The sequence below is a fragment of the Pseudoselenomonas ruminantium genome, assembly GCF_900104055.1.
GTDB classification, from domain to species: Bacteria; Bacillota; Negativicutes; order Selenomonadales; family Selenomonadaceae; genus Selenomonas_A; species Selenomonas_A ruminantium_C.
Window position 1 is genome coordinate 151,188 of sequence record NZ_FNJQ01000002.1, and the last position, 25,934, is coordinate 177,121.

Below are 25,934 nucleotides of genomic sequence, written 5' to 3' on the forward strand. Positions count from 1 at the left end.
GCAGCAGAAATATAAAGGAATGGTGATTACGATGGCATACGGATATAACTTCAAAAAGCGGAACAGCAAAAAGGCCGGTGCAGCGAAAGGAATGGCTTCGCATCATACGGCATGGCGGATTCTGGCGTCTTTGACTATGGCGGCAGGGATGCTGGCTCCCGTGGGCGTGGGCGAGGCAGCGATTGTGGATAAAAGCGGAAATACGCTTACGCCAGAGGGAAAGGTCTATAACATCAATCCGGAAAAAGTCAGTGATAATTTTGCTTATAACCGTTTCAAGCAGTTTTCCCTGGATGCGGGTTATATTGCCAACCTCCGGTTTGGCAGCGCATATATTCTGGCCAATCTGGTGAATGAGAAAGTAAGCATCAACGGCATAGTCAATGCGGTGCGGAACAATGCCATTGATGGTCATCTCATGTTCCTGAGCCCGAACGGGATTGCTGTGGGAAGTACCGGTGTTATCAATGCGGGACAGTTCACGGGGATTGTGCCGGCGCAGGCTGATTTTGACAAACTGTATAATTCGACAAATCCTACTGTGGACATCACGCTGAAGGCCATCGAGACGCTCAGGGACAGCGCTTTTGCTGCAGGCGGAGTCATAGACATCAGTGGGCAGATCAATACCCACAGCGGTGTTATGCTTGGCTCAGGTATCATCAACATCAAGGATGGGAGTACCATTCAGAGCGTAAAAAGCTTGAATTTTACGAATTTAGTAAATACTGGCAATACTGGTGCGGGATTGACACTTGCCACTGTTGAGGGTACTGGCGGCGACATCATCCTGACGGCAAAGCAGGAGTCTGACGTCAAAGATACCAAGCCTGTTTTGAAGAGTGATGGTACCCCGGATAAAGACAAAAATGGCAAGGAAAAGACAGAGGCCAATCCTATCCGCTGGAGCGGCCGCTCTACGGATATTTCTGCAGCTATCAATATCGGTACGGATGCAAAGGCAAAAGGCGTTTCCATCACCAGCAGCGATGGGGCAGTGAAACTTGCGGCAGAGAGCAAGAGCACCTATGAGGACAGCACCCCCATGACATTGACGGACACCCTGAAGGGGGTTATCTTTGGGGATGACAGTAAAATACTGAATGGGCTGGTAGACAAGCTGGCGGGCAAAGAAGCCGGAGCGAACAAGTATCTATTTGTCAATTATTCCAGCAAGAAGAACAAGGCAGCTGTCAACATCGGGGAAAACAGTGCCCTTACGGGTAAGAATATCGACATTGCCGCCAATTCCAATGTGGAGATAAAACAGAGCATCACCGTGCCCACGGGAAATGGGAAAAAGGACAGCGAGGGCAAGACTGTGCCCAGCGGTTCCAAAGCAGTAGCAGCTGTGGCGGTTTCCCGTGTTTACAACACGGCGGACGTAGTCATCGATGGCAATTTGACGGCCAAGGACGCCGATAAGGATGGCAATGGCATCAAGATTGCGGCCAACGCGGACACGAAAGCCGATATTTCTGCTACGGGAAACGGCGGTGATGCGAATGCCGTCGCAGTAGGCGTGGCAGTTCTGACGGGCGATACCAAGGCCAAGGTGAATGTGAATGATCCAGCCAATGCGGCAGCCCTTTCTGCGGCCAAGGGCAAGGCTGCTGTGGAAGCTGTTACGACGAGCGATGTCAATATCAATGTGGGCGCCGTGGGAAAGACGAGCTATGTGGTTTCCAACGTGGGCGTGGCCAATTATGATACCAGTGCTGATGTGAATATAAACCGCTCCATTACGGCAGGCGCTGTGGATATCAAGGCGGAGAACAACATCACCGGTTGGAAGATGACCGTAGACAATACGGTGAAAAAATCTTCGGAAGGCGGCAAGGATACGGCGGGAGCAACTGATGCGCAGAAGCAGCAGGACGATGCGGACGCTGATGCAGAGAAGAAAAAACCAGACTCGGAGAAATCAGCGGACGAGAAAGAAAGTGAGAAAAAATCCGGCGATCCCACCAAGCTGATCAAGGATGCCTCAGTAGATCCCAATAAGGATGACAAGACGAAAGATGCCGCAGGCGCCGATGGCAAAGGCGGCGTAAAGGATGTCAAGGACAAGGTAGAAGGCACCAATGAAGGCGGCAATAATGAAGCGAAGACTTCCGCCTTTGGCCTGGGTGCAAGTGTAGGTGTCGTGTCTAATAAGAACGATGCCAATGTTACCCTGGGCAAGAATGTTGTCATTACGGCTGCAAAACCGGAGAGTGCGGAAACGCCGGATGGTTCCGTCAAAGTGGCAGCCAATACACTGATGACTGCATCTGCCGACAAGGAGGACAGTCTGCAATTTTCGGTGAAGAATGCCCAGGCTAATTCTGCCAAGGTGGAGATTGGTGCAGCGGTATTGGTCACCAATGTAAAGAACAACGCAAAAATCCTGCTGGATAACGAAGGGGACAAGTCTGCCCAAATCACGGGTGGCGCAGTATCTCTTGATGCCAAGGCAGGCCAGGGAAGCTACAAGAAAGATGACAAGGATAAAACCAGCGTGCTGTCCTATGCGGTGAACAGCGAGGGAACGCCCGATAAGGAGAAACCTGCCACGGTAGTGCTGGATGGTTCGGTCGGTGTCAACACATTGAAGAATGATGCCATTGTTCTTTTGGGACAGAAGAGCAAGGTTGAGGGTACTGCTGTAACTTTGTCCGCTGATGCTGTGACCAATGCCGAGGGAAGCTATGGCGCAAAAGAGGAAAACAGCAAAGTGGGCGTGGGCGCCACAGTGGGCATTCAGAATATCAGCGGCAACAGCCTGATTATGGCCGGCAAAGAGGCAGCACTTACCGGATCCACGGTAAGCGCCTCGGCTAGCAATTCTCTCGAGGCGAAGAACGAAGTCAAAAATGCCGGCAAGGGGGATTCTCTGGGCGTTTCTGGTATGGTAGCCCTGAGCTATGGGGACAGCAACAACATCATATCTTTGGATGATGAAGTCAGAATCAAGGCACCTGAGGGAGTCAGCCTGACTTCGACCAATTCCACGTCAGTGGACAATTCTGCGCGCAGCGAGTCGGAAGGCAAGGAAAGCTCAAAGGCCTTCGGTATTGGTGTGGGCATTATCAACTATGATGTGAACAATATTGCGCTGGTCAGCGATAATGGCAAGGGGATCATTGCGCCTTCGGGCAGCACTACGGACGTAGAGAAGGCTGCGCAAAAGATCTATCAGGATACTGCTTTGGCACAAAGCATTGCCGGTGAAACGTTTACGGCCAAACTGGGGCAGCAGAATACTGAAAAAGGCAGTATTATCACGAATAGCCTTATCATGTCTGCAATCACCACGGGCTCAATGCAGAATGATGCCAAGGCAAAGGTCGTTTCCAAGACTGCAGAGGATAAATCAGAAGATGCAAACAGCCGCAAGGAGTCCGAGAAATGGACGCAGTGGTCCAAGAAGGGAAACGAAGGGGCAAGTGAAGCCAAGAAGAATACGGAAGATCTGGAACAGGATAAGGTAGAGGCTCAGAATGAGAGTGCTGCGCCCACCATATCGGGCAAGGAACAGAAAAACAACAACGCAACGAAAGCCGCCGGAGAAGCCAGTCAGGCGGCAAATCCGGATGACACACCGAAAGAAGAAGGGGCAGCTCCTGCGGCTGGCTCATCTGCAAGTGCAGGGGCATCTATCGGCATCGAAGGCAGCGCAGCCCTGACTTTCCTGGGCGGGCGGACTGATGCCCTGCTGAATAACGTGACCGTGAAGAATGAGACGGCAGAGAATGCGGCTGCACCTGTCGCATCTGTTGCGCTTTCCGCTTTGGATTTCCTTAACTCGATTACCATGGGCGGTACAGATATCCGTAACTCCGTGAAATCGGGCAATTCGGCAACCAAGGTGGGGATTGGCGGTACGTTTGCCATGAACAGTTCCAATCGGGACGTGGATGCCATTATGCGCAATTCCGAACTGCAGCAGGTGGGCTCTGTCAGCAATGCTGCTTCCAAGATTGGGATTGAACTGGCAGCGGGCATGGGCGTTAGTGCTTCTAAAGGCGATGGCACCAATGTCGCCGGTGCTGGTGTAGTGTACTACAATAAGGCCAAGCAGGATATCCATGCCCTTATGATTGGAAATACAATTGCGGGCACAGAAAACAGCACGATTTCCAATAAGGGAACCAGTACGGACTTTCAGATTGCAGGAGGCCTGGCGGCTAATTCTGCCAGCGGCGCAAAAACCAATGTAGGAGTGGGCGGTGCTGTGGCCATCAGCAATCTGGAAAACAATCTGTCCAGTGGCATCATTGGCGGCACCTATCAGAATAAATTCCAGTCGGTAGACGTGACTGCGCAGAAGGGCACTACGCAGATCAATGGTGCACTGGCGGCAACCTTCGCCGGCGGCGAGAGCGGCTATGGTTTCGAGGGCGCATTTGCCTATGGCAGTGTGAAAAATACCACCCGTGCGTATATTTCCGGCGTTTCCGGGGATGGATTGAAAGCAGATGCCGTGAACGTCAAGGCTGGGGAGATTCCTGTCCCGAACGCTGCAGACAGCCAGGAGAAAAAGGATAAGGACCTGCTGTCTGAAAAAGGCATTGATGTTACGGGTAAACAGTATCTCGATACAACTGCGTCTGCGGCATCCAGTTTGGATGACAACGCAGCCAATACTGATGCCGGCAACGCTGCTAATGAGGCTGCCAGTGAGGAAGACGAGGCCAAAGCCGAATTGGGGCAGAACAAGAATCTCATCATAACTGCCGCGGTTGCTGGCGGCTGGAATGGCAAGGCTGGTGTGGGGGCAGGTATATCCTATAACTATGTGAAGAATGATATCGCGGCAGATATCCAAGGCTCCACCATCAAGGCAGATACTTTGAATGGCGAAGCAGCCAGCGATGCTATGATCGTTTCTGTGGGGGCAGGTGTGGCCATTGGCGGCAAGGCGTTCAATGGTGCCGGTTCCGGCAGCTGGAACGATCTCAAGAATGATACAAAAGTCACCTTTGCGGATAACATCATCACGGGGAAAAATGTCAGCGAACAGGCACAGAATACCAGTTCCATCATCAATATTGCGGGTGAAGTAGCTGGCGGCAAGGGCATGGCCATGGGGCTGTCCCTGGCGTATAACTCCCTCAATAATACCACGGGGACGTATCTGACGGGCAATGACATCACCTTGCAGGGAACGGATAATTCCGTCAAACTGGCAACCACTAACCAGAGCAAGGCTTTGGCCGTGGCTGGTGGTGTGAATGTGAATGCCAGCCAGGAAATTGCGGGCGCAGTCGGAACCGTAGCCATCAACCGTGGCGTGAACAATACGGAAAGCGTCATTGACGGCAAGAGTACGGGCGAAAACACAAAACTGGATGGCGTGAAGAATCTTTCTGTCACGGCTGAGGAACTGACCAAGAAGACCACCGTTGCGGGCAGCGTGTCCGTAGGCGGCAAGAAAGTGGGCATCGGCGGTGCTGTGGCCTATGCATCTGTCGGTTCCAAGGATAACAAGGAGAAACTGCGGGCAGAAATCAATCATGCCGATATCACTACGACGTCTGACGGCAAGATTGATGTTTCCACCAAGGATAGTAAGACGGAAGGGACGACCACAGAGAAATCCCGCCTTACCACCGTAGGGGCCGGCTTCGGCGTAAGCTGGGGCAAGAATTTCTTCAACCTGCAGGGAGGGGCGGCTGTAGCGGATATCTACAAGGACAGCCGGGCCTCATTGAACAATACGAACATCAACAAGGGTACGGCTGCAAATTATCCCAGCATTGACGTTACGGCGGACACCAAGAGCAAGATCAATACCGTGGGCGTCGGCGGCAGTGTTGATATCGGGACAGCGGTGAAGGGAACTGCGGGTGTGGCCATCAACCGCATGAATCAGGACACCAAGGCGGAGATGGCTGCGGACAGCGGAACTACTGCCGTCAATGCAGGCCTTACCCAGGTGCGCGCTACAGGCGATGGCGATATTCATTCCGTGGGCGTAGGGGGAATGGTAGGCGTAAACGGTCAGGTTGCGTTTGCCGGCTCCGGCAGCTACAACTACATTGGCAATAACGTTGACGCTGTCATCAGGAATCAGAACCTTACTTCGAACAGCAGCGTGGGCGTAGTGGCTCAGAGTGACGACCGGCTCTACAATTTTGCCGGCGGTTTTGCCATTGGCGCGAATACCAAGGCAGGTCTGGGAGCGGCGGTCTCCATCAACAAGATCACAGGCAGCACCAATGCACTGGTACAGGGGGGCTCTTTGCAGGCCGCCGATTCCGGTTCTATTCAGGTTACCCGTCCACAAGATGAAAATCTTTTTACCACAGAAAAGCTGGATCTCACTACGGAAAGGCAGCGTCTCAGCGAAAACCGCAAGAAAGAAACGAAGTCCGGCATCGTAGTAGACAGTTCTGCTACGCATACGATCATTTCCCAGCTGGCTTCCGGCGGTGTGGCTGCTTCCTCCAGCGTGGGTGTTGAACTTGCGGGCACGGTGAACCTCAATACCATCGAAGGGGATACCACGGCCAAAATCAAGGATGCCAATATTGGTTCCGCCGCAAAGGCTTCCAATGTGAATGTAAACGCTGTGGATTACACCAATTTTGGTTCCTTCACGGGTACTCCCAGCGTGGGGGCAGCGGCAACGGCAGGTGTTTCGGTTGGTGTTTCTGCAAATTGGGAAACCATGTCCCGCACGACTGCTGCGGAGATTTCCTCGACTGATGATGCTGAGAAGAAGAATGTATATGCCAAAAATTTGACTGTGGATGCGACAACCAAGCATGGTTCTTCAGCGCTGTCCTTTGCAGGGGCTGTGGGAGCAGGAGCGACGGCCGGGGTGGCTTCTGGCGACAGCATCATGCGTCATAAGAATACCAGCACTACCAGTGCAGCTTTGGACAAGATAAATGCTGTTTTTGATGGCAAGGCGGAAATCTTGGCTGAGCATCTTGGCAATAGCCGCACCATGAACATAGGTGCAAGCTTAGCCGGCGGCTATGCTGCAGTGGCAGCCGGCGCAGGCGTGGCCGTTATGGACGATACATCCACGGTCAAGGCTGTGGTAAACAGCAGTGATCTGAAGGCGAAGAGCAGCGTGGATGGGAAGGATATCTCTGTCCTGGCGAAAAATGAGAATAACTGGAAGAGCACTTTGGTCACGGCCAGCTTAGCGGTTGGTCTGGGCGCGGGTTTGGCTGCCAATGTGGGCATCAACAACACCACCAGTGAAACCTCGGCTACGGTGTCCAACAGCCAGCTTAAGGCGGCTGAGGTAACGATAAATGCCACGGACAAGCTGACGGCAGATTCTACAGGCGGCGTGGGTGCTGGCGGTATTGGCGGTGTCGGGGTTTCTGTTGCCCTGAACAACATCAATAGCAGTGTCAGCGCCAATGTAGTGGGTGGCTCCGTCGAGGCTGCGAAGAATGTCAATGTGGCTGCGGAAGAAGTGCGCAAATTTGACAGCAGTGTGACGGGGGCTGCCGCAGGCGGCATCGGTGTGGGGGTCAACGTGGCTGTTACCTCCATCAACAAGGGCATCACGGACGCTCAGCTCAGTAATGCTGCAGATGAAAATGGCAAGAAAACAGATGTCAATAGTACCACGCAGAATGAGATCAACGTCCATCTGAATGGTGCGCAGGGTGTGAACAATGCAAAAGGTGCCCTGGGCGTCAGCGGAGCCAAGTTCTTTGGCTTGAATGCTGCGGACAAGAGCGACCTTGAAAAGGCCAAGAACACGAACGTAAGCCTTTCTACGCCGGATACCAAAAAGCAGGGCATCCATACCTCAATCAGCGGTGGTGCGTCCTTGACGGCTGCTGAAAATGTCAATGTGACGGCGAAGGAGACCAGTGATATTTCCGCGAAGAACGTGACGGTTGGTGTTGGCGGCATGGCTGTTGGTGTCACGGATGCTATCATTCATACGAACCATGACACGGATGTGACGCTTGACAATGCTGCCATCACGGGCAAAAATGTCAACATCAAGACTCTGCAGGGACAGGCAGACAAAGGTTCCGAAATCAAAGTGACCGCGGTTTCCGTAGGTGCCGGTTTGGGCGTAGGCGTAGGCTATGCTGGCATCGTTAACAAAGGGGCAACGGATATCAATATCACGGGCAGCACCATCAAAGGTACGGAGAATGTCACAGTCAACGCGTTGGACGAGAGCAGGAGCAAGACGCAGATCACCAATGTGGGAGTCGCAGCGCTGGAGGTTACTACTACCTTTGCCAATGTGGAGAATGAAGACAATGTGGGCGTTACGCTGGGCGGCACGAATAATATTTCTGCTGCTAAGAACATCGCGATTGACGCCAAGAAAGCCAATGCGCTCGAAGCTCATACCCAGGGCGTAGGCGCGGGCGGTGCCAATGTGGCGGTGAACCATGCCACCATCGAAGACAAGGGGACAGCTGCGGCCAAAATTACGGGGACGGACGGCAAATTCACGGCCGATTCCTTCCATCTGGGCGCAGCCAATGACACTACGGCAAAGCTCAGCGCGGGCAATACCGCCGTCTCGGTGCTCGGCATCAGCACGATGCGGGGCAAGGGTGTCATGGACATGGGCGCAGAAACGACCGTCGCGGGCGGCAGCTTCAACGCGAAAACGGTGGAGTTTGCCTCCATGCTCGGCAATGCCCAAGGCCGCACCATCGAGGGCAACGTCAAGGGGCACAATATCTCCGTCGGAGCGGTGGCTCCGGATACGGTTCGTCTGGAAACCACGGCCACGGGCAAGGTCAATGTGGCGAACAGCACCTTTGGCGAGGATACCAACCTCATTTTGGACAACGAGTCCTATGTGGATCGCAAGGCCTATATCTATGATGTCACCGTAGGTGGCGTGGCAGTGGGCAATTCGAGAGCAATCATCAGCGGCAACGAAAAACTGACCACCACACTTACGGGGAAAGCCGGAATTACGAACAAACTGAACAGCCTGCAACTTTTATCCTATGGCGATAATACGGGCAAGGCCCTGGCTGATGCGGGCGGCGGCGGTCTGGCCGGCTATGTGGGTGCCCATGTGGATAACAAATCCACCAATACCGTCAGCAGCAGCATTGGCGGCAAGTGGGATACCACGGGTGAAGTCTATCTTTTGGCGGCACAGAAGGATGAGACGCGCCTGACGGCCTCCGAAGGCCACGGCGGTGTTATTGGCGTGGGCGGCACCAGTGTGGAGAACAACATCGACACCAAACTGAACGCCACGGTAGAAGACAGCACGGAGATCAACGCCGACCGGGTTCATGTGGGTACGTCAAGTTCCACCATCACCGGGGCGTATAACGATATCAACGCCAACGGTGTTACGGACAACCAGGCCTACACCCTGAAAGACTATTTCGGCGGGGCCATTGCCGGTAACCGTCTGCGAAGCCTGCTGGAAATTTCGGAAACCGGCAGCGTCACCATCGGGGAAAATGCCAAGATTACCTCCAACAAACTGCAGGAATTCATCGCCGCTTCCGATAGCGATCTGGTGAATCATGCCCAGGCCAAGGGCGGCGCTGCAGTAGGTGTTGTAGACACTGTTGCCGAGAACAATATCACTGTCAACAATTCGGTAGATGTAAAGAAGGGCGCGCTGCTCAGCAATGAAGCGGCGGCCTCCACAGAGGATATTATCCTTGCCGCTTATGATGAACAAAAGCTTAATTCCCATACCGAGGCCACGGTAGGCGGCGCGGCCGGCGTTATGGTGGCCAAAAACAACAACGAACTTAACCGCCGTAGCACGGTGAATGTAGCGGGTATCATCGAAAGTGGCAGCAAGGTGGGACTGTATGCAGGCGCCAATACGGATGGCGTTCTCTCTAATCTTAAAGCCGATCTCAAGGCAGGTGCCTATAATCATACAGCCATTCCTGTCAGCACCCCTAGGGTGAATTACAACATTACTGCCGACAAGGGAACGGTGGATGTCAGCGGCACCGTGCGCTCCACCGGGGACATCAATGTCATCGCCAGCGGCGGCAAGGAAGAAGTTGTCAAAGACCAGAGCCTGTTTAACTGGGTATTGGGCGGCTCCAGCACCGAAAAGAAGTTCCTGTCCTCTGATGCGGTTGTGGCGGAAGAAGCCTTGCCGAAAGCGAGCACTGTCAATGTGACCGGCTCCCTTATCGCGGGCACAGCAGACCCTATCAATCTGACCATCGGTGGCAGCGTGGCAAGCGGGCTCACGATAACGGCACCCGATAATCGGGCCAACAACCGGGTTAAGAATGGCGTCAAACAGGGAACCTTTGACTATGCCAATACACTGGGCGCGCGTTGGGAAGAGCTGGACAAAATGATTGCTGCTTATGATGGGGCAGATACGAATGTGCTGGCGGCCTATATCGCTGAGCGCGAGAGAATCCAAAATGACATGATCAATCTGGGACTGGCGGAGAAAGATGAACAGGGCAACTACAAATATACCAGTAACGGCCGTTCCGTCTATTTTGTAGAAATCCCGGACATTGCTACCAGCGGTGGCAATATCAATGTGACGTCCAATGACCTCATCGGTACGGGTAACCTGCGGGCTAACTCTGCCCCTGGTGTCACCATCACGAACAATTCGGATGCCTATCTGAAACTGAACAACATTCTTATGGGCGAGCAGGGCGGCAAGATCGTTTATAATACCAATACCATTCCGCCGAACACAGCCAGCGGCAACGCCAAAATCAACAGCATCAATATAAGCAGTAAATCCGGGGCAAAGTTTGCCGAAATTTACGGCGTAACGGGTGGCGCAGCAGCCGGGCTGTCGGTGCAGAATACCTTCAAAGGGAATAAGACCAGCACGCTCCAGTTGACGGAACAAATGCGGAAAGAGATTGACAGCAGCAATCTGACAGCTGCGGAAAAAGCACAGTACAAAGCCGATATTCAGGCCGGAAAGTTCCAATATACCGCCATCACCGATGTGGAGGTAGACGGCAAGCTTAGCAATTTCTACGGCAATGTGACCATCAACAACACCAGCGGGGATATCCGTATCAACGGCGGCACCAAGGAACGTCCTACCGGCGTGATGGGAAATACGGTCAGCCTTATTGCGGCCCAAGGTACGATTGCCCAAGGGTACAAAGAGGGCATCGTCAATATCAACGGCGATCCGGAGAAGTATTTGGCGGATAAGGCCGATGAAATGAAACCAGTTATAGATAATTATTTTCAGTATGGAGGCGAAAATTACCCGAGATCATTTTTTGATGAATTCAACCATGGTCCTCGTATGAATAATGAGTGGGCAAATGGCACCAAAACCTACACTCGCCCCGATTCCTCCCAGACGGCCACCGGCTACATCGCCGGACGGGATGTCTATGTGTCTGCCGCCAATGTCAATGTGAACGGCCTGATCCAAAGCGGCTACAAGAATTACACCGCCACAGTGACGCAGGCGGACTTGACGGTGGCGCAGAATCAGTCTGCTAACCGTGCGGCTATCGTGCAGAACCGTACCATGTACAAGGTCAACGAAGGTGGCGCCAAGTGGAATGCTGCGGACAAGGTTTTTGACTATGTGGCGCAGGTCTATTGGGATCCTTCCACAAAACAACTCTTTGTGGAGGACATCGAAACCGGCGGAGGCAAGGTCTATCTGACGGGCAGGATTGCCAGCACTGGTGACGGCCGTATCTTGGCGGCGGACGGTGCGGCCAATATCACCGTGACCAACGAGACCGCTCTCGATATGAACGTGGGCAAGGTCCTCAACAGCCAAAGAGAAGGTGTCATTACCATCGCCGATACGGCCAAAAACACCTGGACTGAGTACAAGAAAGGGCAGACCCGCACCATCAACGACTATACCAACTATATGAAGAAGCACGCTAAAGATGGCAATCCTTATGCGAATGCCACGGTGTCGGCAAATAACCTTTCTGTAAGCAATGCGCTGACCTATACGCCACAGGCAAATCAGACCTATCACTGGGCGAAGGGCGAGGAAGAAGGCCGGACGGTAATCAAGCAGCATCACGTGCGCTATGGCATGTGGGGCCTGGTCAAGACCAAGGATATGAGCGAGATCAAAGGCGACTCAAGTAACATAACGCAAATCAGCAGCCAGGATGGCGGCAAGTATGGGCTGCCCGAAGGGGCCACCATTCAACAGAACAGCACTAATGTTCCCGAGGTAGGTAAAATCCGCGTTGATGCCGCAGAAAACCTCGTCAAAAGCGAAACCTCTGGCGTGCAAAGATGGCTGGAAAAGACAGGGTTCCTAGGTTGGTTCAAGAACTACTATACCCGCTGGACGGAAAAGAGCACGAAAGTCAGAACGTACGACTTTTCCATCAATGCATCCCAGAATATCTCCATTGGGCTTTTGGGGGCAGATGTGGGCAAAATCGACATCAAGAGCACCAATGCCAATGGCGGCAGCATCAACCTGACGGACAATGTAGCCAACTCCCACAATCAGGCTGTGCTGACGATTGACTCCAAAGCGGGCAATATCACCCAGTTTGACAACACCACCCTGAAGAGTGAGATCGTGAACCTGTCGGCGAAAGACGACATCAAGAATATCCATCTCGCCTCCATCGGCACGGCTGTCAAAGACGCCAACGGCAATGTCACATCTGTGACAGATAACATCAAGCTCAATGCCGTTTCCACGGACAAGGGCGATATCGACATCACCGCTATGGGCGGCATATTGGAGAATCGTTCCCTGCCGGGGAATGTGCAAATCGTGGCATTGAAGAGTCAGGATGGAAATGCTGCATTCAAGAATGATGCGGCACTTGGCGACGTGACACTGAATGCTGCGGGCAATATCACCCAGTCGGGCTCCGGCATAACCGTAGAGGGCCGTGGTATCTATCTGACCAGCGAGGAGGGCGGTATTGGCACAAAGAGCCAGGCCCTCAACATGGCGGCATCGGATCTGATTTATTCTGCGGACCGCTATGGTGCTCAGGTCAACGCCAGCGCCAAGAACAGCATCTATCTGACCGAGGCGGCAGATGGCGGCAATATGCGTGTGGGCAAGATTGAATCAAGGGAAGGGGATGTGAAGCTGACCGTAGCAAATGGCGCTTTCATAGACGGACTTCCTGACGAGGACAAATCCGGTTCCATGGACAGTGTGGACGAAATGGTGCACCGCTGGATCGACGCCGGACTCATTGATGGCGAAAAGGATGCGCAGGGTAACTATACTTATAAAGGCGCGTACATTACCGGACTGGAAAAAGCCCGTGACGATTACAAGGCGAATATTGAAGCGGCCTATGATGCTCAAAAGGGTGGCAAGTCAGCGGCTGATTGGAAAACGGAATACACAGAGCAGAAGACTTCTTATCAGTCTTACCTGGATAACAAGGCACGCTATGGACGCCTTTCGCCAAGTGAGCTTCAGAAATTGGAGGAAAACAGCGATAAGGACTATTTGGCGTATAAGCAGGCTGATAAGTATTATTCCCAATACGGCACTTATGCGACGGCAGACGACTATCTGAAAGCGAACAGCACTGCTTATAAGTATGCTCAGTATGCCAGTGCGGAGGCTTATTTGGCGGTGGACGATACTTATAAGGGCTTGAAAGACAAGGCAGCCAATCCCACGTTTGAATGGACCAAGGACATGATGCTCTACGCCGTCAGCGAAAAGCTGGTGAACCCCGAAGGTGGCAGCAGCACTCAGACGAATCGGGCCGCCAATGTCCTGGGCAATAATGTCACCTTGTCTGCTGCCCAAGGCGCAGTGGGCACTTTTGCCAACAAATCCACCGAGATTACCGTGGATGAACTGACAGGCAGCGCTAGAATTGCCAAGATGAAGGAACTCATGAATGCGAATGCTTCTGATGTCACTGTCCACCGGGATGACAACGGCAATCTGTTGTCTTTTGAAATCAAGGGCAATATGCCTTTGGGCGTTAAGGTCAGTGGAACTTTGGACGTGACGGCGGGCGGCAATATCTCCGTGGCGGGCCGCAAGGACGCAGCAGGGGATCATTCTGCCATCGCTGTGGGAACCATTGATGCTACTCAAAACAATGCAAAAGGTGACGTGCGTCTGCATTCTGACATGGGAATCTACAACGCCAAGACGGCAGATGATACCAATATCAAGGGCAATAACCTGATCCTCACTGGTGGCAAGGAGAGCATCGGCGCTTCTGAAAAGCCCTTGACAGTCTCCCTGTCCGGGGAAATGACAGAGGCCCGGGCCGACAAAAATGTGTTCATCAAGAACATGAAAGCTGACGATTACCTCCGTTTGGGAGCCATGGTCGCCAAGGATACTATTTCTCTGAATAGCGATAAGGGCTTCCTGATGAGCAATGCCAATGCGGAACTTGCGGCTTCTTATATCAATGCCGGCAAGACGCTGACGTTCAACGCGGATGCAACAAGCGGCATCGTAGGGGCAGAGAATGCTCCTATCCGCATCCTGAATGATCGCGCTGCTGTGAATATCACGGCAAAAGAGGCTTATCTGCGCGGTGTGGGCAGCCTGAATTTGGGAATTCAGAATGGCACGCTGGTTCTGGGCAATATCAATACGGCAGGAACTTTCATGGCCACGAGCGATGGTTCGTTGGCTGTGGGGCGTGAGGAAGAAAAGGATAGCAATGAAAATGTGGTCAAGGAGGCGGTGACAGGTGCCATTCAGACGGGCGGCGACGCAACGCTTGCTGCTAAGGACAAGCTGACGCTGGACGGCACGGTGAACACGAAAAATAAGACACTGACGCTGAAAGCGGTCGATGGTGACATCACCCAGACGGCTAAGGGCATCATTACTGCCGGTGTGGTCAAGACCTTCAATGGCAAATCCCTGTTATTGGAGAATACGGATAATGCATTTGGCAGAATTGAAGTGGATGGCATTGAAACTGCTGCGGGAGAAAAGCCGGCCATTGCTGGCGATGTCCGCATTAAGGATAATGCCAGTGCACTGACCGTGGGAATCAAGCGGAACGTGGCAGGGGATATCTCTGTCAGCAATCTCCGTCAAAACGGTACATTGGTCAATGCGGGAGACTTTACGGCTGCAGGCAAAATCAGCCTTAATGCGCAGGGCTCTCTGTTGCAGGCGGCAAATACGACTTTCACGGCAGGGAATGATGTGGAACTGACTTCGTCCGCAGCAGATATCAGGCAGGCGACTGATGCAGGCATCAAGGCTGCAAAGGTCACTGCAGTCAGTGCTAAGACTGTGGCTTTGCAGGGGACGGGCAATCAGTTTGGTGTGCTTGCAGTGCAAAGCGTTGATGCGGATGTTCCCCTTCAGGGCAGCGTTTTGGTACAGGACAGTGCGGACAAGCTGGAGCTTTCGGTTCCGTCTGTGGTCAATGGCGATATCGTGGTAGAAAATACGAAAGGGCAGGGCGTGATTCAGGTCGTCTCGGAGCTTCAGGCGAAGGGAGACGGAGCAGATGCCAATGGGGATATCACGCTGAAATCTGACGGAAGCATGAAGGTAGATCGCAACCTTACGGCAAATCGGGACGTGAAGCTTACTTCGGCCAATGGGGCAATGAACATTGGCGGTGATGTTACTGCAGCCAGTAATATTGCCTTGAAGTCTAAGGGAACACTGCAGACGGATGCCAAGCTGGCTGCGGGCAATAACATAGAACTCACCTCCACTCAGAGTGATGTATTGCTCCGTGGTGACATATTTACCGGAAGCCGGATGCCCGTCGATATAGACCTTAATACCGGTAAACTGAATGGAACGTATGATTCTCTCATCATCCATGCAGGAGGCGCTGTTCAGGAAGCTGATGGCGTGACTATTGCAACACCGGTGGTGGAGACCTACAGCGGCAAAGGCGTATCCATGGAAAGTGTGAACAATGAGTTTGCGGTATTCTTTGCTGATGCACTGACAGGCAGGAAAGACATCAATGGCAGTGTCAAGGCTGTGACCAACTATGCTAAGGACCAAAAGGACAATGTGTTCACCGTTGGTGTCGGGGCAAATATTCTCGGTGATGCAGAATTCACCAATATCAATGGAATCGGTGAGCTGGGAATCCTGATTGTAGAGCCTGAAGATGCGAATGAAAAAATCGAAGTCCTGGGCGGTAATGGTGCCGAAGGCGACCTTGTTCTGAGGGCCAGTCAGGATGTGACTGTTTTGGGCGATGCCAATGCGAAACATGATATTGTGATAGAAAGCACGGATGATGGTTCTTTCTATGGTGTTGGCAGAGGCTTGAAGGCCGGTAATGATGTCAAAGTGTCAACCGGAGAGACGGTTGCCTATATTGGCACCATCGAAGCAGGCCATGATATAAGCATCCAGGTGCAGAATGCCGGTTCTGCGGATGACGGAGACGGCATCTATATTGGTACGGTGCCGGACGAAAAATCCTCATCAACGGAGAATACATCCTTGAAGGCGGGGAATCAGGCGCTGTTCAATGTAAATGGCAGCGGTGACATCTTACTGTATGGCAATATCGGTGTAGCAAACGGGACGGCCACGGTGAATATTTCGGATAAAGGCAATATTTACATTGGCCAGGATGATAAATTGAATGCGAAGTCCATAACGGCGAAAAAGGATGTCAGCCTGCGAACGAATGAGGGCAGTATCTTCGTTACCAAATCCATTGCTTCCACCGATGAAAGTGTTACGGCGAAGACCGGCAAAGGGATTATCTTCATTGGTACCGATAAAGTGAAGAATGAGGAGACCATAACTGCGCAAAAGAATGTCACAGTTGAAACCGATCTGGGAACTGTCTTTATCTTGGGAAAGACTGTAACACAGAATGGCGATATCAGCATGAAAGCTGGAAAGGAGGTCTATGAGGAAGACACGGCAAATGAGCAAAAGGGGAATTTCATCATTCGGGATGATGGCAGTCTGATCTCTGGCGGAGGCATCAAGCTCAATGGACGTAACGGTGATATCCATATCACGGATGATATTCAGGCGAAAAAAGGAATTACCGTCGATATTGCCGAGCGGGGGAATGTTTCTTTCGACCGGGATGTGAGCGTTACGGGTGATGTGGATATTTCCACGGACCATGGCAATATCGCAGTGGGGCATGGTATCAATTCGGATACTGGAGCAATCCGCTTGCAGACCGATAATGGCGATATTCAGGTAGGAAAGGATATCACCGCCGGCAAAGACGTCACGATTTCCAGCCATCAGGGAGATATCATCGTCGGCGATATAAAACTGGGCAACGATGGTGATGTGCTGGCTAAGAGCGGCAATGTGTCCATCAAGACAGACAAAGGCGTTATTGGCATTGTGAAGACTGTGAAGGCACAGAACGGCAGTGTTGATATCGAAACTGGTGAAGGCAGTATTGGCATCGGTTATAACGGGGCTGATGTGCCGACAGTGGTGGCTGAACAGGATATAACGCTGACGGCTAAAGATGGCATTATCAATGTAGACGGCAAGACGCAGACCATCAAGGGTGATATCAGTGTATATGCACATAACGAAGATCCGGCTGCGGGCGACAATATTGTACTCCTGCAGAATGGCATACTGGATTCGGGCCGTGATCTGACGCTGCATACCTATAACGGCAGCATCGCGGTGACGGACAGCACTCTGGCTAAGCGTACGATCAAGATAATCGTAGACAATCAGGGTGATATTGCCTTTGGCCGGGATATCAATGTCGTGGGAGATGTGTCTGCACAGACCGCCAATGGCAGCATAGCTGTTGCGCATAAGATCAAATCCAGTGAAGGAAGCATTGACATCCTGACGAAGGATGGGAATATACTGATTGGTGACAACGGTCCGGATGTAGAGACCGTGGCGGCATATAAGGATGTGAAATTGCAGGCCGAAAGCGGTAAGATTGAGGTTTATGGCAAGACATCTACCACAACAGGGGATGTGACCTTGCTGGCCGGCAATGATGAATATGTGGCAGGTGAAGATGGCAGGAACATTATCATCGATCATAATGGTGCGGTTAGCTCCGGCCGTGATGCTCGTGTGATCGTTGTGAATGGTGATATCCATATGTCGGATAAAATCGCAGCGAAACGCAACTTGGATTTTGAAACCCGGGAGCGTGGCGACATTATGGTGGACAAACAGATCGTTGTTGCAAACGATATGTCCATGAAAACGGAGATTGGCAGTATTACGGTTGGCGAAGACATCAAAGCCGGGCGGGATGTAAATATGACCACCGGTACAGGCAGTATTCAGGTAGGTGCAGACAATGGCAAAGGAAATGTGCTGGCGGGTAACGATGTAAACATGACAGTTGCCAGCGGCAGCATCAACGTTGACAAGACGGTCAAAGCCCAGGGCGGCAATGTGAATGTACTGGTGAATGCTGGTGATATTCAGATTGGCAACAATGGGCCGGATGTGGATACGGTGGCGGCATACAAGGATGTGAATCTGTCTACGGACAGCGGCGAAATCAGGATCTCTGGCAAGACTGTAACGGAAACCGGCGATATCAAGGTGCAGGCAGCTAGTGATGAATATGTGGCAGGCCTGGCTGGTCAGAATGTTATCTTTGACCAGAACGGGAAGATTGCAGCGGCCCGTGATGCGACACTGAGCGTGACGAATGGCGACTTGCATGTGACCGACAATGTGACTGCCGTGCGGAGCCTGAAGGCGGAAACCCGCAAGGAAGGCAATATCGCGCTGGATACTGATGTTACGGTCAATAAAGAAATGTCCATGAAGACGGAAAAAGGCAGCATTGATGTTGGCGGAACCATTATGGTCAAGGACGGTATCGCTGCTATGACTACGGATACGGGTAACATAACGGTAGGCAAGAACGTTACTGCAGGTACAGATGTCAATATGCAGACGAACACCGAAGGCAGTATTGCTATAGGTGCTGATGTGAAGGCAGGTCAGGATGTGAATATGACCACCAATACGGGAGATGTGTCTATAGGCGCTGACGTAAATGCGGGCCAGAATGTGAATATGACCGTCAATACAGGGGATGTGTCTGTTGGTGCAGATGTGAATGCAGGCAAAGACGTGAAGATGACAATCAACACGGGCAATATTACTATTGGAGATGACGTAAAGGCCGGCAGCAATGTCAATATGGCCGTGAAGTCGGGGAATATTACGGTAGGCCTCGATGGAAACGGCAGTGTTGTGGCAGGAAATGATTTGGCGATGACCGTGGACAGCGGTGATGTTTCCATCGCGAAGGCCGTGAAGGCTATATCTGGTAATGTGGACGTATTGGCAAAGGATGGCGACATTCAGATTGGCAATAACGGGCCGAATGTGGAAACAGTGGCGGCATACAAGGATGTGAACCTGAACGCTGAAAGCGGCAAAATTCAGATTTCCGGCAAGACTGCAACGGCAACAGGTGATATTACGGTACATGCTGCCAATGACGAATATGTGGCAGGAGCAGAAGGGCAGAGCATTCTCTTTGACCAGAATGGTCAGATTGCAGCAGCCCGCGATGCAGCCATGATCATGACCAACGGCGACCTGCATGTGACCGACCATGTGATGGCGAAACGCAGCCTGAAGGCAGAAACCCGTAACCAGGGCAATATTGCTTTGGATACTGACGTTACCGTAAATCAGGATATGACCATGAAGACGGAAACGGGCAATATTGACATTGGCAGAACCATTACCGCCAAGGAAGGTGCTGTTTCCATGACCACGGAAACGGGCAGCATTACAGTCGGTAAGGATGTTACGGCAGCCCGGAATGTGAGCATGAATGTCAATACAGGTGATATTGCTATCGGTGCTGATGTAGCATCGGGTAACGATGTGAATATGGCAACCAATACGGGCAGCATCTCTGTAGGTGCTGGCGTAAAGGCTGTCAATGATGTCAACATGACTGTGAAGTTGGGGAATATTTCGGTAGGTCACGATGGAACAGGCAGTGTTACCGCAGATAAGAATGTTGCGATAACCGTGGATAAGGGCGATGTTTCCATTGAAAAGGCTGTGAAGTCGAAGAGCGAAAGTGTAAATGTACTGGCGAAAGACGGCAACATCATGATTGGCGACAACATGGATGCAGATACCGTGGGGGCCATGAAGGACGTAACGTTGGAAAGCCAGAACGGCAAGATTGAGATCTTTGGCAGAACCGCGACAGAAACCGGCAATATTTCCGTAACGGCAATAAACGCACAGTATAATGGAGCAGACAGCATCATCTTCGATCACAATGGCAAACTGGATGCAAATAAGGATGCAAACCTGATCGTTGAAAATGGTGATCTGCATATAACGGATCATGTGACTGCAGGCAACAGCTTCAATGCGGTGACGCGCAAGCAAGGGAATATCACGTTGGATGATGACATTACCGTGGTCAAAGATATGACCATGAAAGCGGAAAGGGGCGATATTACAGTCGGCAGGACGATTACGGCTATGGATGGTTCTGTTTCCATGGGTACGGACAAGGGAGATATCAGCGTAGGAGAAGATATTACCGTTGCCAGGAACGTTGAACTTGAGGTGACCGAAGGAGATATCAATATCGGCGGCATCGATGGCAAGGGCAACGTAGAAGCAGGTAATGATGTAAAGATGGCAGTGGGCAATGGCGATGTCAATGTTGTGAAGACCGTTAAGTCCACAGGCGGTAATGTGGATATCCTGACCAAAAACGGAGACGTCCATATTGGCGACAATGGCGCTGATGTGGAAACCGTAAAAGCATACAAGGATGTGAATTTGGAAACAGAAAATGGCAGGATTGAGATCTATGGCAAGACCTCCACAGTAAATGGAGATGTGACCGTGCATGCCGGAAATACTGTACCAAATAGTCTGGGCGCATCCGGCCAGAACATCCTGTTTGACCACAATGGCCAGATCGAAGCGGGGAATGATGGGAACCTGATCGTGACCAACGGCAGCCTGCACGTGACGGATCATGTGAAAGCAGGAAACAACCTGAATGTGGAGACCAGAGGGGAAGGCGATATTTCGCTGGATGATAACATTACCGTTGTGAATAACATGTCCATGACGACGGAAATTGGCAATATTACCGTAGGCAAGACAATCAATGCTGGCAACGATGTGAAGATGTTTGCGAAGCAGGGTGACGTTTCTGTACTGAAGGCGGTTACGTCTGAAGGCGGAAGTATAGATATCCTGACGAAGCAGGGTGCTATCCAAATCGGCAATAACGGACCGGATGTGGAGACTGTTTCGGCATATAAGGATGTAACACTGAATACGGAACAAGGTAAGATTGAAATCTATGGCAAGACCTCTGGAAGGATAGGGGATGTTACCTTGAAGGCTGCCAGCGCTGATTATGTGACAGGTGAAAACAGCAATAACATCATCATTGGCCAGTACGGTCAGGTCTTTGCCGGACGGGATGTAATGCTGGAGACGACCAATGGCGATCTGAGTGTGACCGATGCTGTCCAGACCACACGGAACCTGAATGTTCGGGTGCTCAATGAAGGGAATATTTCCATGGATGACGTCGAGGTTCAGGGCGATGTGAATATTTCCATCGAAGGCCGGGGTTCTGTTAGTGGCAATAACATTATTGCCGGAGGAACCACGCGCGTGGCTTTGACGAACGGGGATCTCTTCCTGAATCTGGCAGAGGGCAAAGCTGTACTGCTGCTTATGGAGAACAATACAGAAGCCTCCAGAGTCAACAATGTTTTGGCAGAGGCAAGCGGCGGCACTGATCCGGATGTCAGCTTGACGGGGAATTTCATTAACATTGGTACTATGTCGGCAAAAGGTGGTGACGCGACGTTCCAGATTTCAGCTATGGGAGCAGGAAATCAGAAGCTCATCAACGGGGAGTTCTCCGTGGAGAGCCTGAACTCCGAACATGGCACAAAGATGCCATATCTCTGGACCAATCGAGGATATCTCCAGGTGGATGAAGGCAATCTGGCAGTGCAGGATATGCTGGCCGTTGATAAGATTCATCTTGGCAATGCAAAGACGGACGTGGCTGTTTATGGACGTACTCCTACCAGAGACGGAGAACAGCTGGTCTATTGGAATAACCTGGGGTATAGCAAGGAACGGGCTTTCCAGCTTTATACAAACGGAAAGCTTAGAACAAGCCGGGCTGTATTGATTGACGCTGGCAGAAATTATGGCAAGCTCTATGGTGATAACCTCAGTGTAGTGGATATGATGCGCGAACGGGTGACGAATCTGCATGGCCGGTTCACTTTTGACAGCACGCTGCTGACAGAACCTGGCAAAGCGATGCGGGGAGTGTTCTTTGATATGGCACCTGTGCAAGCTGATTTCCAGCAGAAAAAAGCAACAGATGAAGAGATCGTAGTAGATTGACAGCGACGGCCCCCGCAGATATCCTGCGGGGGTTGTTGTTTTGGTCAGCAATAAAACAGAAAAGAGTCAGCCATAAAGCAAAATTCATGCTTAATGGCGGGTTCTTTCCTTTTGTGATGAACCAAATCGTGTCTTTAAGTATCATACTTTTTATGCTATAATAGCGAAGTGTGTTTCTTAACGATAACAATTAACATCTATGGATGGTGAGAAAATGAAAGTTACCAAAGAAGATTTGCAGAATGTAGCAGTCCTTTCCCGTTTGGCAATTCCTGCCGACCAGGAGGACAAGTACATCGGCCAAATGGATAAAATCCTGACCTATATGGATAACCTCTCTGAGCTGGACACGGAGAATGTCAAGCCGACCACCTATGCCCTGCCCATGCAGAACGTATTCCGCAAGGACGAAGTCAAGGTATCCCTCGACCGTGAGGCAGCGCTGGCTAATGCACCGCTCAAGGAAGACGGCTATTTCAAAGTACCGAAGGTTCTGGAAGACTAAGGCAGGAGGATTGAACGTGAGATTATATGAAAAACCGGCCCATGTGCTCCATGACATGCTGGTGAATAAAGAGATTACAAGCGTAGAGCTCACCGAAGATGTGCTGGCCCGCATCGACGAAGTGGAAGGCGATGTCAAGGCATATCTGACCATTACCCGCGATGAGGCCCTGGCTCAGGCCAAGGCTGTGGATGAAAAGATTGCCCGTGGCGAAGAGATTTCCTTCCTCGAAGGTATCCCGGGCGCCATCAAGGACAATATCTGCACCAAGGGCATGAAGACCACCTGTGCTTCCAAGATTCTGGAAAACTTCGTGCCGCCTTATGATGCTACGGTTATGACCAAGCTCAAGAAAGAGAACCCTGTTATCCTGGGCAAGCTCAACATGGATGAGTTCGCCATGGGAGGTTCCACGGAAAATTCCGCTTACCATCCGACCTGCAATCCCTGGAACACGGAATGTGTACCGGGCGGTTCCTCGGGCGGCAGCGCTGCTTCCGTAGCTGCTGGTACCTCCATCTGGTCCCTGGGCTCCGATACGGGCGGTTCCATCCGTCAGCCGGCATCCTTCTGCGGCGTGGTTGGCCTCAAGCCGACCTATGGCCGCGTTTCCCGCTATGGCCTCGTGGCTTATGGTTCTTCTCTGGACCAGATTGGCCCTGTGACGCGTGATGTGACGGACTGCGCGAACATCCTCAATATCATCGCCGGCCATGATGAGATGGACTCCACCTCCAGTGAAGCCGCTGTGCCGGACTTCACCAAGGCTCTTGTGGAAGATGTCAAAGGCCTCAAGATCGGTCTGCCGAAGGAATACTTCGTCAAGGGCATGGACCCCGAAGTGGAAAAGGCCATCCGTACGGCGATCGAAAAGTACAAGGAACTGGGCGCCGAAGTGGTGGAGATTTCCCTGCCGCACACGGATTATGCCATTTCCGCTTACTACCTGATTGCTCCGGCTGAAGCTGCCACCAACCTGCAGCGGTATGACGGCGTAAGCTATGGCGAGCGTGTTGAAGGTGAAGATTTGGTTGCGATGATGACCAATACCCGCACGGAAAAATTCGGCGAGGAAGTAAAACGCCGTATCGTTATCGGTAACTACGCCCTGTCTGCCGGCTACTATGATGCCTACTACCTCAAGGCCATGAAAGTGCGTACCCTCGTAGCCGAGGACTATGCCAAGGCTTTTGAACAGGTGGATGTCATCATGGCACCGGTTGCGCCGACCACGGCCTTCAAGATTGGCGAAATGTCCGGCGATCCCCTGCAGATGTATCTGCAGGATGCCTGCACCGTGCCTTTGAACCTGGCCGGTCTGCCGGGTATCTCCATTCCCTGCGGCATGAGCAGCAAGGGAATGCCCATCGGCCTGCAGATTATCGGCAAGGCGCTGGACGAGAAAACCATTATCCGTGCGGCTTACACCTACGAGCAGAGCCAGGATTATCACAAGCAGATGCCGCAGCTGGGAGGTAACAAATAATGAAGTACGAAGCCGTCATTGGCCTGGAAATACATTGCGAATTAAAGACGAAAACCAAGATTTTCTGCGGCTGCGCCACGGAATTCGGTGCTGACCAGAACACCCATGTATGCCCCGTATGCCTCGGCATGCCCGGCGTGCTGCCCACGGTCAACCAGCGGGTAGTGGAGTTCGGCATCAAAGCTGGCCTGGCTACCAACTGCGAAATCAACAAGTACAGCAAGTTTGACCGCAAGAACTACTACTATCCGGACCTGCCGAAGAACTGGCAGACTTCTCAGTACGACCTGCCCATCGCAGAACACGGCTGGGTGGATATCGACGTAAACGGCGAAAAGAAACGCATTCGCCTGACCCGTATCCATATGGAAGAAGATGCTGGCAAGCTGGTGCATTCCGGCAATACCATCAAGGATTCTTCCTCCAGTAACGTGGACTACAACCGCACCGGCGTGCCCCTTCTGGAAATCGTATCCGAGCCGGATATGAGCTCCGCCGAAGAAGCTCGCGCCTATATGGAAAAGATCAAGGCCATCATGGAATACATCGATGTGTCCAACTGCCGCATGGAAGAAGGCAACCTGCGCGCAGATATCAACGTTTCCCTGCGCCCTGTCGGCACGAAAGAGCTCGGCACCCGCACGGAGATGAAGAACATCAACTCCTTCAAGAACCTCGAAGACGCCATCAACTACGAAATCGAGCGTCAGACGGAAGTCCTCGAAGACGGCGGCCATATCGTGCAGGAAACCCGTACCTATGATCCGGCCCGAGGTATCACGCTGTCCATGCGCAGCAAGGAAAATGCCCATGACTACCGCTACATGCCGGAACCGGACCTGCCGCCCATCGTGACCAGCGAGGAGACCATCGAGAAGTACCGCAGCGAGCTGCCGGAACTGCCCGATGCCCGCCGCGCACGTCTCGAAGAGGAATTCGGCCTGTCCGATTACGATGCTGGCATCATCACGAGCTCCCGCGCTATGGCTGAGTATTTCGATGCTGTCGTAGCGACCGGTGCCGATGCCAAGCTGGCCGCCAACTGGATGATGAGTGACCTGGCCAAGAGCCTCAACGAAGAGGGCATTGACATCAGCAAGTCCCCGGTTGAAGCACAGCGCCTCGGCGAGATGATTCAGCTCATCATGAAGGACACCATTTCCGGTAAGATTGCCAAGAAGGTCTTTAAGGAAATGTGGACCAACACCGACAGCCCGGAAAAGATCGTCAAGGACAAGGGCCTCGTGCAGATTACCGATACCAAGGCCATCGAAGGCATTGTGGATGAGGTTATCGCCAACAATCAGAAGGCCGTTGACGACTACAAGAGCGGCAACAAGAAAGCCATCGGCGCGCTCGTAGGTCAGGTTATGAAAGCCTCCAAGGGCAAAGCCAACCCGCAGATGGTCAACAAACTGTTGGCGGAAAAGCTAAACTGACAAATTGGATATAATGGGGACTCTGAAATATCCCTTTTATTTACAGAAAGTGCGTTGACGTAAAATTTGTCAACGCACTTTTGGCAAATTGCAGTTTGTTGGTTAGTTCGAGCCAAAGTTATCCCGTTTATACGCAGTCAGGGGGGCACGGGGGAGTACTTTTTCTGGTTGCGCTAAACGACCCGCTCGGCAAGGTCAACATTCCTTAGTCTGAATGCGCCGGGCAGGCCAACGGCGCGTCTTTCAGCGTGCTCC

The 25,934-nt window shown here is 52.1% G+C and carries 4 protein-coding genes; all 4 read left to right on the top strand.

Annotated elements, in window-relative coordinates; all coding sequences use genetic code 11:
* Nucleotides 1–31 precede the first annotated feature (31 nt).
* Complete coding sequence (locus tag BLQ59_RS01735) at nt 32–22,249, top strand: leukotoxin LktA like protein (protein ID WP_143005242.1); 22,218 nt, start codon at nt 32–34, stop codon at nt 22,247–22,249.
* Between the two features lie 214 nt (nt 22,250–22,463).
* Nucleotides 22,464–22,754, top strand: a complete 291-nt coding sequence (gene gatC, locus BLQ59_RS01740) for an Asp-tRNA(Asn)/Glu-tRNA(Gln) amidotransferase subunit GatC (protein ID WP_074571215.1) — start codon at nt 22,464–22,466, stop codon at nt 22,752–22,754.
* Nucleotides 22,755–22,770: 16 nt separating this feature from the next.
* A complete protein-coding gene (gene gatA, locus BLQ59_RS01745; RefSeq protein WP_074571191.1) occupies nt 22,771–24,240 on the top strand; it encodes an Asp-tRNA(Asn)/Glu-tRNA(Gln) amidotransferase subunit GatA in 1,470 nt (489 codons plus the stop codon).
* Nucleotides 24,240–25,679 (top strand): Asp-tRNA(Asn)/Glu-tRNA(Gln) amidotransferase subunit GatB, encoded by a 1,440-nt coding sequence (gatB, locus tag BLQ59_RS01750; RefSeq protein WP_074571195.1) that lies wholly within the window; start codon nt 24,240–24,242, stop codon nt 25,677–25,679. The genes gatA and gatB overlap by 1 nt, the downstream gene beginning before the upstream one ends.
* The last annotated feature ends 255 nt before the right edge of the window (nt 25,680–25,934 follow it).